Source organism: Flavobacterium sp. (genome assembly GCF_044339515.1).
Taxonomy (GTDB): domain Bacteria; phylum Bacteroidota; class Bacteroidia; order Flavobacteriales; family Flavobacteriaceae; genus Flavobacterium.
The window spans coordinates 35316-50225 of sequence record NZ_JBIIVK010000024.1; the positions used below are offsets into that span (position 1 = coordinate 35316).

General features: G+C 34.9%; 12 protein-coding genes. 8 read left to right on the forward strand and 4 right to left on the reverse strand.

Features of this window, described 5'->3' with window-relative positions:
• Nucleotides 1-12: 12 nt before the first annotated feature.
• From ACIQ0M_RS08385 to ACIQ0M_RS08400, 4 genes are read left to right on the forward strand one after another with little or no spacing between them, the layout of a single operon-like run.
• Nucleotides 13-1359 carry a TolC family protein gene (locus tag ACIQ0M_RS08385; protein ID WP_396151400.1) on the forward strand — a complete coding sequence of 449 codons (1347 nt, stop codon included), beginning with the start codon at nucleotides 13-15 and terminating at the stop codon, nucleotides 1357-1359.
• 25 nt (nucleotides 1360-1384) lie between these two features.
• Complete coding sequence (locus ACIQ0M_RS08390; RefSeq protein WP_396151401.1) at nucleotides 1385-2551, forward strand: efflux RND transporter periplasmic adaptor subunit; 1167 nt, start codon at nucleotides 1385-1387, stop codon at nucleotides 2549-2551.
• Between the two features lie 25 nt (nucleotides 2552-2576).
• Nucleotides 2577-6050 (forward strand): efflux RND transporter permease subunit, encoded by a 3474-nt coding sequence (locus ACIQ0M_RS08395; RefSeq protein WP_396151402.1) that lies wholly within the window; start codon nucleotides 2577-2579, stop codon nucleotides 6048-6050.
• Nucleotides 6051-6104: 54 nt separating this feature from the next.
• Complete coding sequence (locus ACIQ0M_RS08400) at nucleotides 6105-6674, forward strand: hypothetical protein (protein WP_396151403.1); 570 nt, start codon at nucleotides 6105-6107, stop codon at nucleotides 6672-6674.
• 49 nt (nucleotides 6675-6723) lie between these two features.
• On the opposite strand, the gene ACIQ0M_RS08405 is transcribed toward ACIQ0M_RS08400, so the two are convergent.
• From ACIQ0M_RS08405 to ACIQ0M_RS08420, 4 genes are all read right to left on the reverse strand, one after another.
• Nucleotides 6724-7077 (reverse strand): toxin-antitoxin system YwqK family antitoxin, encoded by a 354-nt coding sequence (locus ACIQ0M_RS08405; protein WP_396151404.1) that lies wholly within the window; start codon nucleotides 7075-7077, stop codon nucleotides 6724-6726.
• A 460-nt stretch (nucleotides 7078-7537) separates the two neighbouring features.
• Complete coding sequence (locus ACIQ0M_RS08410) at nucleotides 7538-8146, reverse strand: FAD-dependent oxidoreductase (protein ID WP_396151405.1); 609 nt, start codon at nucleotides 8144-8146, stop codon at nucleotides 7538-7540.
• 1 nt (nucleotide 8147) lies between these two features.
• Nucleotides 8148-8348 (reverse strand): hypothetical protein, encoded by a 201-nt coding sequence (locus ACIQ0M_RS08415; RefSeq protein ID WP_248436639.1) that lies wholly within the window; start codon nucleotides 8346-8348, stop codon nucleotides 8148-8150.
• 39 nt (nucleotides 8349-8387) lie between these two features.
• Nucleotides 8388-8963, reverse strand: coding sequence for a MarC family protein (locus ACIQ0M_RS08420; RefSeq protein WP_396151406.1), 576 nt, complete (start codon nucleotides 8961-8963; stop codon nucleotides 8388-8390).
• A gap of 124 nt (nucleotides 8964-9087) precedes the next feature.
• On the opposite strand from ACIQ0M_RS08420, the gene ACIQ0M_RS08425 reads away from it, so the two are divergent.
• From ACIQ0M_RS08425 to ACIQ0M_RS08440, 4 genes are all read left to right on the forward strand, one after another.
• Nucleotides 9088-9660 carry a DUF3109 family protein gene (locus ACIQ0M_RS08425; RefSeq protein ID WP_396151407.1) on the forward strand — a complete coding sequence of 191 codons (573 nt, stop codon included), beginning with the start codon at nucleotides 9088-9090 and terminating at the stop codon, nucleotides 9658-9660.
• Nucleotides 9661-9917: 257 nt separating this feature from the next.
• Nucleotides 9918-10895: a ribonucleotide-diphosphate reductase subunit beta gene (locus ACIQ0M_RS08430; protein WP_396151408.1), complete on the forward strand. Its 978-nt coding sequence runs from the start codon at nucleotides 9918-9920 to the stop codon at nucleotides 10893-10895.
• A 123-nt stretch (nucleotides 10896-11018) separates the two neighbouring features.
• Entirely contained in the window at nucleotides 11019-13454 is a 2436-nt protein-coding gene (locus ACIQ0M_RS08435) for a ribonucleoside-diphosphate reductase subunit alpha (protein WP_396151409.1), read from the forward strand.
• 408 nt (nucleotides 13455-13862) lie between these two features.
• Nucleotides 13863-14534 (forward strand): hypothetical protein, encoded by a 672-nt coding sequence (locus tag ACIQ0M_RS08440; RefSeq protein WP_396151410.1) that lies wholly within the window; start codon nucleotides 13863-13865, stop codon nucleotides 14532-14534.
• Nucleotides 14535-14910: the final 376 nt, after the last annotated feature.

A 14910-nucleotide genomic window follows, 5' to 3' on the forward strand; every position in this document is an offset into this window, starting at 1 on the left:
TCAATCTATACTATGAAGAAATTATCACTCTTCCTCTTGCTCGCTTGTTTAGGTATACAGGCTCAAGAAACTAAAAAAAGCTATTCGTTTTCGCTTCAGCAGGCGATTGAACATGCTTTACAATATAATTACACGGCCAAAAATTCGGGTTTAGATATTGAAGCGGCTAAAAAGAAAAAATGGGAAACCACTGCATCAGGTTTACCGCAAATTAATGCCGGTTTAGACTATACTAATAACTTTACCTTGCAAACACAAGCCGCAACAGGTAATGCGTTTATTCCGGGTGGTGAACCTGATGAAATTTCAACTTTTGCTTTTGGCACCAAACATTCTATGTTAGCTCGAACAACATTAAGTCAATTAATTTTTGACGGTTCTTATATTGTGGCACTTCAAGCTTCAAAAACGTATTTGCAATATTATGAAAGTTCAAAGAAGAAAACCGATTTGGAAGTGCGTGAAATGATTATCAATTCCTATGGAAATGTATTATTAGCCGAAGAAAATATCTCGATTTTAGAAAAAAATAAAGCAACCTTAGAAAAGACATTATTTGACTCCGAACAAACGTTTAAAAACGGTTTAATTGAAGAAGAAAATGTTGAACAATTAAAAATTACCCTTTCCAGCATTAACAGCAGTTTAAATTACACTAAACGATTAAAAGATATTTCATACAATATGCTTAAAATCAATTTAGGAATTGAATTAGAAGAGGAACTTTCATTAACAGACAAATTAGAAAACCTCACAACTTCCAATTTAGATATGGCTTTAACCGGTTCATCATTTGAAGTAAAAAACAGTATCGATTATGCACTTTCAACCAACTTTGTAGAACAACGAACGTTAGAAATGAAATTGGAAAAAAGCAAGTTTTTACCTTCGCTTTCAGCTAATTTGAATTTCGGATACAATGCTTTTGGTGATCAATTTGAGTTTTTTACAAGCAATCAAAAATGGTTCAACTATTCCAATTTAGGTGTTGGTCTAAACGTTCCTATTTTTAGCAGTTTTGGGAAAACAGCCAAAGTTCAACAAGCAAAAATTGCTTTAGAACAAGCCCAAACACAGTTGACTGAAACCGAACAACGCTTGAAACTGCAATACCAAAATGCCAAGAGTGATTATGAGTACAGCGTAGAACAGTATTTCAGTTCCAAAGAAAATTTATCTCTGGCAGAACGTATCGAAAAAAAGCAACAAGTGAAATTTACGGAAGGTCTTTCCACCAGTTTTGATTTTACAGATGCACAACGTCAATTATATTCAGCTCAACAAAGTTATCTACAATCAATGGTAGATATAATTAGTAAAAAAGCCGCTTTGGAAAAAGCAATCGGACAAGTAAAATAAATCAATCAAACTCAACCAATATATCATGAAAAAAATTCTATACCTAGTTACACTTTCACTTTTAATCATTTCTTGCTCAGGCGGAAACAGTGAGGTAAACGTTGATGAAGTGGTTAAATCAAAAGATTTAAACAAAATCAAATCATCCAGAGAAATCGTTCACAAAGAATATGAAAAATTAGTAGCCGAATTGGCAAAACTAGACAAAGCAATTGCTGAATTAGACCCAAACAAAAAAAGTCCATTGGTAAAAACTATTACATTAAAAGATACGCTGTTTAACCATTACATCGAAATCCAAGGAAATGTAGAAACCAAAGAAAACATTGTAATTAGCCCAGAATATTCGGGGATTTTAACTCAATTGTATGTGAAAGCCGGTCAAAAAGTTTCAAAAGGACAACTTCTAGCCCGAATTGATGATGGCGGTATGAGTGCCCAATTGGCTCAAGCCGAAACGCAATTAGCTTTAGCCAAAACCACTTTTGAACGTCAAAAAAATCTTTGGGACCAAAAAATTGGTTCTGAAATTCAGTTCTTACAAGCTAAAACATCGTTAGAAAGTCAACAAAAAGTGGTTGCTCAAATTAAATCACAATTAAATAAAACAAATGTAGTAGCTCCTTTCTCAGGAACAATTGACGAAGTAATCACCGAAAGAGGAAAAGTGGTTGCTCCCGGGATGGATTTATTCAGAATTGTCAATCTAAGTAACATGTATGTGACGGCAAATGTTCCGGAAAACTATATTGCACAACTAAAATTGGGTGCAATCGTTAACGTTTATTTGAATGCTTTAGGAAAATCATACCAAGGAAAAGTTCGTCAAATTGGCAATTATATTAATCCAAACAATAGAACATTTAGCATTGAAATTGCTGTGCCAAATCCGGATAATTTACTTCGCCCAAATCAGGTAGCGGTTTTAAAAATTGAAGATTACAAAAATCCGAAAGCATTATTGTTACCGGAAAATATTCTTCAAGAAACCGCAGACGGCAGTAAAATTGTATATGTCGTAAATAAAGTTGAATCAAACAACACGGCCAAAGTGAGCCAAAAGAAAATCGAAATTGGTTATACCTCCGGTTCTTTTGTTGAAGTGAAATCCGGCTTAGAATCGGGAGAAATGGTGGTTACTGATGGTGCAAAATCGTTAAAAGACGGCATCACGGTTGAAATTATCAAATAAATAAACTCATAAAACAAAACCTCTGATGAGTAATAAAATAAACAAAGAATTTGCCATTTCAACATGGGCAATTAACAATAAAATGACGGTTTATGTCATTACAGCCATTCTATTGATTGGTGGATTAATGTCATACTATTCCATGCCGAGAGAAAGTTTCCCTGAAATTATTGAAACGAAAATTTATGTGAGTTCCATCAATCCCGGCAATTCGGCAGAAGATGTTGAAAAACTGATTACCAAACCATTGGAAGAAGAATTCAACAACATTTCGGGTGTCACTAAAATTACATCCAATACTTTGGAAGATTATTCCATGATTTTGGTTGAGTTTGACGAAGATATTTCTGTTGAAGATGCCAAACAAAAGGTAAAAGACAAAGTTGACAAAGTTAAATCTGATACGGAATGGCCTACATTGGACGGCGGAGGGAAAGTTGAACCCAATGTTTTTGATTTAAATATTGCTGAAGAAGTACCCATTTTAAACATCAATCTTACAGGCGATTTCACCTCAGAAAAGCTAAAAGAGTATGCAGAATATTTAGAAGAACGTATCGAACGATTACCACAAATCAAGGAAGCAGCCATTCGCGGTGCCGAAAATAAAGAAGTAGAAATTGCCGTGGACATGTATAAAATGGCGGCAGCACAAGTGAGTTTTGATGATATCATCAATAATGTTCGATTTGAAAATAAAACGGTTTCCGGCGGAAGTGTTTCCAACAATGGTATAAAAAAGAATATTCGAGTAATTGGTGAAATCAAAAAACCAGCTGACTTGGAAAACATTATTGTAAAACACCAAAACGGAAATGTCTATCTACGAGATATTGCTACGATTACCTTTAAGGAAAAAGAACGCACCACCTTTGCTCGCGATTATGGAAAACCGGTAGTCATGCTCGACATCAAAAAACGTAGTGGAAAAAACATGGTGGAAGCCGTTGATGGTGTAAAAACAATCATTGAAAAAGCTCAGGAAAATTATTTTCCGGAAGGATTAACCATCACCTATGCCAACGATCAATCCACGCGAACGATTGCTCAAGTGGATGATTTAGTTAACAACATCATTTTCGGGGTAATTCTGGTTATAGGTGTATTGATGTTCTTTTTAGGATTCAGAAGTGCTGTGTTTGTAGGATTTGCTATACCATTATCTATGTTTATGTCATATATGATTTTAGCATCATTTGGGATCACACTTAACACTATGGTACTTTTTGCCTTAGTTATGGGGCTTGGAATGTTAGTAGATAACGGGATTGTAGTTGTTGATAACGTTCATCAATTAATGAGTCAGGGTATGCCTAGAAAACAAGCCGCCATTGAAGGAATTGGCGAAATTGCTTGGCCAATTATTGCTTCTACTGCAACAACATTAGCTGCTTTTATACCTCTTGGATTATGGCCTGGAACTATGGGTAAATTTATGATTTACTTCCCGATGACACTCTCGGTGGTGTTATTTTCGTCGTTGTTTGTGGCATTGGTCATTAATGCAATGCTAACAGCTGATTTCATGAAACTGAAAGAAGAAGAAATGACCAAAAAGACACTTATTAAATTAAGTGGTTTTGTAGGCGGAATTGGTTTGGTAGTGCTTATTCTTGGATTTGTTTCAAAATCCGGTGGATTAAAAGGATTAGGAAATCTGATGCTTTTCTTCGCAATTATGCTTTGGATATACAAGTATTTCTTAATTCGTGCACAAGATTTCTTCCAACAAATTATTTTGGTTTGGATGGAAAACAAATACCGAAACTTTTTGCAATTTGCTCTAAATGGTAAAAAACCCTTAGTATTTTTCTTTGGAACTTTCGGACTATTGATTCTTTCATTTATTGCTGTTGGAATTGCAAAACCGAATGTGCTTTTCTTCCCCGAAAACCAACCCAATCAAATCATGGTGTATATCGAATTTCCGGAAGGAACCGATATTAAAAAAACCAATGAATTTGTAAAGAAAATAGAAGAGAAAGTATATGCCATTGCGAATAAATATGTGGAAGAGGGTGAAAACTATATGGTAGAAAGTGCCATTGGTCAAGTGGGTAACGGTTCCGGAAATCCACAAACTGACGGCGGTTCTCAAAACGATATGCCACACCGTGGAAAAGTAACCTTAACCATGCGTGAATTCAAATACCGTAAAGGCAAAAACAGTTTGGAAGTAATGGAAGAAATTCGCTCTGCTGTTCAAGGTTATGCCGGAGTTTCGGTCATTGTTGAAAAAGAACAAAACGGTCCACCGGCGGGTTATCCGATAAACATTGAAATTTCAGGAGAAGATTACAATGCGATGCTACTTGAAGCTCAAAAGATGAAAGACTTTATCGATGCTAAAAACATGGCCGGAATAGAAGAACTAAAAATTGATGTCAACAAAGCCAAACCCGGTGTTGATGTAAAAGTTGACTTAGACAAAGCCGGACAACTCGGAATTACATCCGGACAAGTAGGGCAAACGTTACGAAGATCAATTTTTGGCGAAAAAATTTCTACCTACAAAGATGGAAAAGACGATTTTGAAATCAATGTCAGATTACCGGAGGTGCAACGTAATGACAATAATTTAATATATAACCAACCCATTACGTTTAGAGACCAAGCCACCGGAAAATTGGTTCAAGTACCTATTGCGTCATTAACTAATAGAGAAGATTCCTTCACATTTAATACAATTAAACGTAAAAATCTAAAACGTGTAATCACTGTTTACTCAAATGTAGTGACCGGTTACAACGGTAATGAAATTGTAGAAAAAATCAAAAAAGAATTGGAAGATTATAAAATTAGCGATGACATTCAATTCTCATTCACGGGTGAGCAAGAGGAACAATCCAAAAACATGGGCTTCTTAGTAACTGCCTTATTAATTGCTTTGGGTGGAATTGTCTTGATTTTGGTGGCTCAATTTAATTCGGTTTCCAAACCAATCATTATCATGGTTTCTGTTTTACTGAGTTTTGGCGGTGTGTTTTTTGGTATGGCAATTTTCGGCGATGATTTTGTCATCATTATGACCATGATGGGAATTATTTCCTTGGCGGGAATTGTTGTAAACAATGCGATTGTGTTAATAGATTACACCCAATTGTTGATTGACCGAAAATTACACGAAAAAGGATTAGACGAAAACGGCTTATTATCCAAACAAGAATATTTAGAAGTGATTGTAGAGGGTGGTCGCTCTCGTTTAAGACCGGTTTTATTAACAGCTATTACCACTGTTTTAGGATTAATTCCTTTAGCAATTGGATTAAATATTGACTTTTTCGGTTTATTTATCGATTACAATCCTAATATTTACATGGGAGGTGATAACGTAATTTTCTGGGGACCATTGGCTAAAACGGTTATCTATGGATTAACTTTTGCTACTTTCCTTACATTGGTAATTGTACCCGTTATGTTCTTTTTATTACACAAAGGAAAAATCAAAGTCAAAAAGAAAAAGAAGAAAGAATTTGATATAAATCCACAAACAAATTAACCAATTAAACCACGTGCAAGCGTGGTTTTTTTTATCTTGCACAAAATATTTCTTATGAAAACAATCCGCTTCATCAGTTTTGCTTTAATGATTTTTCTTGCTTTTAGTTGTGCAAAAGAAGATGTTCAATCCATCAAAGTGAAAGGGAAATACGAAATAGAATTACCTACAACACTTTCCAAAGCAGATAATTTGCATGAAGATGCGTCGCTGCAATATCAAAATCTATTTAGTGAATTTTATACAATAGTAATTGACGAGCCAATTTCCGATTTTAATGATTTAGTTACGCAAGATGAATATTTAGCAGAAAGCTACAAGCCCAATTTAACAGGATACTCCTACTTACTGAAAGATAATTTATCGGTAGCAGTTAAAAATGCAAAATTCTCCAACTTTGAAGACACTAAAATTAATGGAATGGATGCAAAACTCATGAACGTGAGCGGAACTGTTGATAATATTGACATTTATTATCAATTTGGATTTGTGAAAGGAAAAAATCGATACTACCAAATTGTCAATTGGACAGAACTTAAACGTAAAGACGAACATTCTGAAGCGATGGAAAATATCATTTCATCCTTTAAAGAACTAAATCGTACCAAAAAGAAAATACAATAAAAAAAGAGCTTCATTTTGAAGCTCTTTTTTTGGTTAAATATTCAGGTAGTTAATTCTTATTTACTTGTACTATAGCACCTTGTGACCATTTTTTCACTTGTGCAATTCTGCTATCTGAGTAATCCACTTCTGTTAAATCAGCTCCGGTCCAAAAGAACCATTTACCTATTTTCATTCCGTTTTGATATTGACCCATAGCCACTTTGTTTCCGTTTTCGTCATACGAAACCCATTGTCCGTGCACTTTCCCGTCTTTATAAAAACCTTCTTGTTGCACTTGACCATTATCGTGATAAAAAGTAGACTTAACCATTTGGTCAACTACTTCGTGTTTTGCGTTATCATCTTGAGCAAATAATGCTCCTGAAACTACCAGCATTGCTGTAATAAATAGCTTTTTCATAATCTTTCGTTTTAGCAGGTTAACAATTACTAAACAAATATACACATTATTTTACAATAAAAAAACTTTTACTTAACAATTTGGTAACATTAGATGAAAACTTAACATTGGAAAGTTAAAAAAGAAGATTTTTTGCGAAACCATTGTTACACTATTTCTTTAAACTTTCATGAATGATATTTTAATTATTCACTAGGAGTTAGAAAGGATTAAATAATAGAATAAAAACCTATTTTTTTAATTAAATCATGATGTACGACATCAAAATTTAAAAAAACAGATATAACTTTGGAGTTAATTAAAAGAGGATTAGACGATGTTACAAAGTTGATACTTATCATGATTTATAATCATCTCGAACCTACAAGACAGACATTATCCATAATTAAAAGCTAGTATCATAAAAATACCTTAAATGCTTTTTATTTTTGTAGGAAGGGAAAAATTTACTTTATTTATTTCAAGGTCTTACACTATCATGCACCTGAACGTGCACACCGCCATTCCACAACGTTAAAATATCGCTAGCCACAGCTGCACCACTTCCGGCAGCAATAGGCAACTGACTTCGCCATCCGGCTAACACGCCACATACATAAATACCGTCTTTTACTAAATGGTCTTGGTTTTTCAATTGAATGCGGTTTTTCTCCGGATTTGCTTTTTGGTGCGGGATCACGAACTCTTCCAAACCTTCAATCGTAAAAGGATTTCCTGCTCCAATGCCAATGACAACTAATTTTGTATGAAATATATTTTTGTTGGTTGTAACCGAAAAATTCCCGATTTCACCTTCAATTTTCAATACTTTTTCGTTTGGAATTTGTTGAATGTGCGGATAAACCGACGACAAATGAACTAGACTTTCAACTAATAATTCACTGCCTAATTTTCCGGCTTCAATACCGTAGGCATTATTAAACAAGGCATCTTGAAGTGAGGAAGCTTTTTGGTGAGAAATCAATGCGATTTTTTTGTCGGAAGCAAATGGTTTTGAATGAGCGGAACCAAGCAAAAGAGCACAAGAAACTCCGGAAACGCCACCACCAATGATGAGTACATCCAACATATTATTGGTCTTTCAGTTTGTCTTCAATTGATTTAGACATTCTAAAAATAAGAAGGATAATTATCGCACAAAACGCAGCGACAATTCCGATTAACGCAATCATACTTTCCTGTTCAAAAAGATTATTAAAATCCAATTGAGTCACGTTAAAGATGATTAATCCAAAAGCCAGTGCAATAATGATGTAAGTGAAAATCTTCATTTCTAATATAATAATGACGCAAAGATAAGTTTTATCAACCTATACAAAAAGACCTTTAACATTCGCTGCAAATAATTTAACAGCAATAGCAAGTAGCACAACGCCAAAGACTTTTCTAATGACACTCAGACCATTTTTGGTGAGAAAACGTTCAATTCTAGCCGATGATTTTAGAACGCCATATACCAAAACAATATTGAGAATAATGGCGATAATGATATTTATCGTTTGAAATTCCGCTCGTATAGAAAGTATTGTCGTCATCGTCCCGGCACCGGCAATCAACGGGAAAGCGATAGGCACAATAGAAGTGGAGCCTGTTTCTTCATCACGGTATAATTTAATGCCCAAAATCATTTCCAAAGCCAAAAAGAAAAGTACAAATGAACCGGCAACTGCAAAAGAGTTAATATCAATACCAATTAATTTAAGGATTGTTTCTCCCACAAACAAAAAAGCAATCATCATGATGGCAGCCACTAACGAGGCTTTTTCAGAATGAATATGACCTACTTTTTGACGTAAATCAATAATAATGGGAATACTTCCTACAATATCAATCACTGCAAAAAGTACCATGGTAGCCGTAAAAATTTCTCTCAAATCAATTTCCATATTTTCCAATTTTGTGGCAAAATTAAAGTTTTAAAACGGCTTTTCCATAAAATACGATAAATTATAACAATCAGTTTATCGGAAACCTTTGTACCTTTGTGCCTTTAAACCTTGCATCTTTAAAATGTTTCAATTAGGTAAAACTATCGTTTCGGAAGAAATTCTTGAAAAAGAATTCGTTTGTAATCTTACTGCTTGTCATGGAGCATGTTGTGTTGATGGCGATGCCGGTGCACCTTTGAGTGAAGAAGAAACAAAAATTTTAGAAGAGATCTATCCGAAAGTAAAACCTTTTCTCCGGAAAGAAGGAATCGAAGCAATTGAAAGTCAAGGGAATTGGATTAAAGGCGAAGATGGCGAATTGGAAACACCGTTAATTGACGGAAAAGATTGTGCTTACGTTATTTTTGACGGAAAAACAGCCTTGTGTGGTATCGAGCAGGCCTACAACCAAGGAATAGTTTCTTGGAAAAAACCCGTTTCTTGTCATTTGTATCCAATTAGAGTAAAAGATTTCTCCGATTTTGCAGCAGTGAATTACCACCGTTGGGATATTTGCAGTCCGGCTTGTTCTTTAGGTAAAGAATTGGAAGTACCGGTGTATAAATTTGTTAAAGAAGCACTCGTCCGAAAATTCGGTGAAGAGTGGTACCATGAACTCGAAAAAGTGGGTGAAGAATATCAAAAAGAGAAGTAAGTTTTTCTCCAAATTTCCTTCCCAATAATTCCTAAAAATTATCAAATTTACTTCGTGACCGCTAATAAGTAGGTTTTTAAGTGCTTGTTTATTAGCTTATTAAAAGATAATTTTAAAAGTAGGAAAAAAACTAACCGTTGTTAAAAACTATCCCCAATTGTGAATAAGTTTGACTTTCATTTACCAAATTGAATTACAATCTTTGTAACTCTCAATTACCAAATAATAATCCTCAAAAATACTTAAAAAAGAAAAAGATGGCAGCAGTAGAACCAATTTTGCAAGAAAATAAAGACAGATTCGTGATTTTCCCCATTAAACATCATGACATTTGGGAATGGTACAAAAAAATGGAAGCAAGTTTCTGGACCGCAGAAGAAATTGATTTACACCAAGATTTATCCGATTGGAATACAAAATTAAGTGCAGATGAAAAATACTTCATCAAGCACATTTTAGCCTTTTTTGCCGCTTCAGACGGAATTGTAAACGAAAATTTAGCTGAAAATTTTGTGAACGAAGTGCAATATCCGGAAGCAAAATTTTTCTACGGTTTTCAAATTATGATGGAGAACATCCACAGCGAAACCTATTCTTTGTTGATTGATACCTATGTGAAAGACGAAAAAGAAAAAGACCAATTATTTCATGCTATTGAAGTGTTTCCTGCTATTCAAAAGAAAGCCAATTGGGCTTTGAAATGGATTGGTTCTGATTCGTTTGCTGAACGTTTAATTGCTTTTGCCGCTGTGGAAGGAATCTTCTTTTCCGGTGCATTCTGTTCTATTTTCTGGTTGAAAAAACGCGGTTTAATGCCGGGATTGACCTTTTCTAACGAATTAATTTCACGTGACGAAGGTGTTCACTGTGATTTTGCTGTTCACTTGCACAACCATCATTTGGTAAACAAAGTATCTAAAGCCAGAATCAAAGAAATCATTACCGATGCATTAACAATCGAAAGAGAATTTATTACGGAATCACTTCCGGTGAGTTTAATTGGGATGAATGCGACATTGATGACACAATATTTAGAATTTGTGGCCGACCGATTATTAGTAGAATTAGGATGCGAAAGAGTTTATAATTCTTCCAACCCATTTGATTTTATGGATATGATTTCGCTACAAGGAAAAACCAATTTCTTTGAAAAACGCGTGGCAGAATACCAAAAAGCAGGTGTAATGAACACGGATTCTGATGCACAAAAAATTAGCTTCGACGCCGATTTTTAAAAGATAATCCTTCAAGGGTTTCAAACCCTTGAAGGATTCAAAACCGGGATTAGCTTCCCAAATTCAACTAACAAATAACCTAAAACAGAAAAGGGATTTTCTGTTTTAAAAACATGTAACAGTATGTATGTAGTAAAAAGAGACGGTCACAAAGAACCGGTAATGTTTGACAAAATCACAGATAGAATTAAAAAACTGTGCTATGGTTTAAATGATTTGGTTGATTCTGTAAAGGTCGCCATGCGAGTGATTGAAGGATTGTATGACGGTGTAACTACATCAGAATTAGATAATTTAGCCGCAGAAACTGCCGCTTCGATGACGATTGCTCATCCGGATTATGCTCAGTTAGCGGCACGTATTGCTGTTTCTAACTTACACAAAAACACCAAAAAATCGTTTTCAGAAACCATGTCCGATATGTACCACTACGTGAATCCACGTACGGGACAAAAATCACCATTACTTTCTGATGAGGTGTATGAAGCTATCATGGTCAATGCAGAAGCATTAGATTCTATGATTATTTACAACAGAGATTTTAATTATGATTATTTCGGTTTCAAAACATTAGAACGTTCCTATTTGCTAAAAATAAACGGGAAAATTGTTGAAAGACCACAACATATGTTGATGCGTGTTTCAGTGGGAATTCATTTGAATGACATTGAAGCCGTGAAAGAAACCTACGAATTGATGTCAAAAAAATTCTTCACACACGCCACACCTACATTATTTAATGCCGGTACACCAAAACCGCAAATGTCGTCTTGTTTCTTATTAACAATGAAAGACGATAGCATTGACGGAATTTACGATACTTTAAAGCAAACCGCGAAAATTTCGCAATCTGCGGGTGGAATCGGACTTTCTATTCACAATGTTCGTGCAACCGGCTCTTATATTCGTGGTACCAACGGAACCTCTAACGGAATCGTTCCGATGCTGCGTGTTTTCAACGATACGGCTCGTTACGTAGACCAAGGTGGTGGAAAAAGAAAAGGAAGTTTTGCCATTTACTTAGAAACGTGGCATGCTGATATTTTTGAATTTTTAGATTTAAAGAAGAATACCGGAAAAGAAGAAATGCGTGCCAGAGATTTATTCTTTGCCATGTGGACATCCGATTTGTTCATGAAACGTGTGCAGGAAGATTCTACGTGGACGTTAATGTGTCCTAACGAATGTCCGGGTCTTTGTGATGTGTATGGAGACGAATTTGAGGCGTTATATATTTCCTATGAAACCGCCGGGAAAGGCAGAAAAACTGTTCGTGCCCGTGAGCTATGGGAGAAAATCCTAGAGTCACAAATCGAAACCGGAACGCCGTATATGTTGTACAAAGATGCAGCCAACAGAAAATCAAACCAGAAAAATTTGGGAACCATTCGTTCGTCTAATTTATGTACGGAGATTTTAGAGTATACCGCACCGGATGAAATTGCCGTATGTAATTTAGCTTCTATATCATTGCCAATGTTTGTGGAAAACGGTCAGTTTGATCACCAACGCTTATTTGAAGTAACCAAGCGAGTAACCCGAAACCTAAACCGCGTAATCGACAGAAATTATTATCCGGTTCCTGAAGCAGAAAATTCAAATATGCGACACCGTCCAATTGGATTAGGTGTGCAAGGGTTGGCCGATGCTTTCATTTTATTGCGTTTACCGTTCACCAGCGACGAAGCAAAACAATTGAACCAAGATATTTTTGAAACACTTTATTTTGCAGCCGTAACCGCATCCATGGAAATGGCAAAAGAAGAAGGACCGTATTCCACTTTCAAAGGATCGCCAATTTCGCAAGGAGAATTTCAATACAATCTTTGGGGATTAAAAGACAGCGATTTATCAGGTCGTTGGGATTGGGAAAGTTTACGAAAAGAAGTAGTAGAACACGGTGTGAGAAACTCATTGTTAGTCGCTCCAATGCCAACCGCTTCTACCTCGCAAATCTTAGGAAACAACGAAGCATTCGAACCGTACACATCTAATATTTACACCAGAAGAGTGCTTTCCGGTGAATTTATCGTCGTAAACAAGCATTTATTAGAAGACTTAGTAAACCTCGGTTTGTGGAACGATACGTTGAAACAAGAAATCATGCGTCACAACGGTTCTGTGCAAAACATCGAAGGTATTCCGCAAGACATCAAAGATTTATACAAAACCGTGTGGGAAATGAGTATGAAAGACATCATCGATATGTCACGTCAACGTGGGTATTTCATTGACCAATCACAATCCCTGAACTTGTTTATGGAAGGAGCAACCTATGCCAAGTTAACCTCAATGCATTTCTACGCTTGGCAATCGGGTCTAAAAACCGGAATGTATTATTTGCGAACAAAATCAGCCGTTGATGCAATTAAGTTCACCTTAAATAATGACAAAAAAGCAGAACCGGTAGAAGTAATTGAGCAACCAATTGTGACCAAAAAATTAGAATCAATTGCGGTTTTAAACGAACCGGTCGAAATGACGCAAGAAGAATACCGAGCCATGATCGAAATGGCCAAAAACGCCGATCCGGAAGATTGTGAAATGTGCGGATCGTAATAATTTATGTTTATTATAAATATTGAATCGTCTTAATTTTTTAAGGCGATTTTTTTTACATTTTTTTTGGAAATTCCTTTTTTTTTTTTTTCTTTAAGGCTAATTTTAAAATTAGCCAATATGAAGAGATTTTTTTTATTAAGTCTTATGTGTTTAAGTTTAACTTTAAACGCACAGGTTTGTACAATATCATGTGCAAATTCTTTCAGTAATTCCGATGGTTCGACTACGATAGTTGGATATGCTTATGCATGGTCTCAACCAGACGGCACGACTTGTCAAAGACCACAAAATGGCAACGTTTCATATGCTATAGCTATGGGAGGACCGGGCAAAAGAACTGTAATTATAGATCAAGGTGTCACGCAATCATTTACAATGAGTTGTTAAATTTTAAAAAAGATAATTATGAATTATACAAATTTATCATCAATTTCAAAATCTGTTTGTTTTTTAATTTTTGTAATAGTTTTATCGTCATGTAATGAAGATAAAAACACATCAGAAATCAAAAATGATGAATTGAATAAAAAAATAGAGACTCACAAGTCATTTTATGAAATAAATGAATTTGATTATAAAGGTCAATTACCCTATTTAAATTCAGAAGCAGAGGTAAATGTCAAATCTGAAATATTTCAAAAAGTTGAAAAGATGTTAGTAAACATAAATTATTCATGGGAAGATTTTGATAAGCTTTATAAAGATGAGTTAACAGCTGCCGAAAAGCAAAATTTAGCTTATATAATTTTGTCTCAGAAAGACTTGATTGGATTATTAAAATCTAACCAAGAAAGTGAAGTTTACAATAAAAAAGTAAAACAATACGTAAATGACTTAGTAGAGTCAAAATATTTAGGATACTGTTTACTTTTTAATGCATTAGAAGCCTTAAAATCCAATGATCCGAAATTTGTTAAAGAGAATGCAAATTTAATACTTAACTATTCGATTAATGACGATTTTCATAATGACATCATAAACAATGATGAAATGATTAAAAATCCTCAAACATCTAAGTATTATTATAAAATAAAAGAAAATTACTCCTTTTTAGAGAGGATTAAAAATTTAGATTAATCGTATCTTATATTGAAAAAATCAGCTGTTTACTTCGGTAAATGGCTGTTTTTTTTTTGAAGCTATTTCCCGCTTTTCATTCCAAGTCCGTTTGTTGGGTTTGGTTCGGCTAAGCTCTGCCAAGAGCTTCCGTTGGTCGCTTTGGCAAAGCAAGCCTTACACAAACCCAACAAGCCGTGCTTTCCATTACAATCGGGGCTAGGCGTCAGTGCTAAGTTAGCAGTTTTCAGTCCCAGTTTTCAAACAATTTTGTCATCCTATGTTTGCAAGAGGAAGTTCTTTGAAAATTTTATAAATTTATTTCAACAGAAGAAAGAGAAAGATAAAAGCTATTTTGTGTCATTGGTCATTAGAGACTGTTCGTAATGCTAGTTCC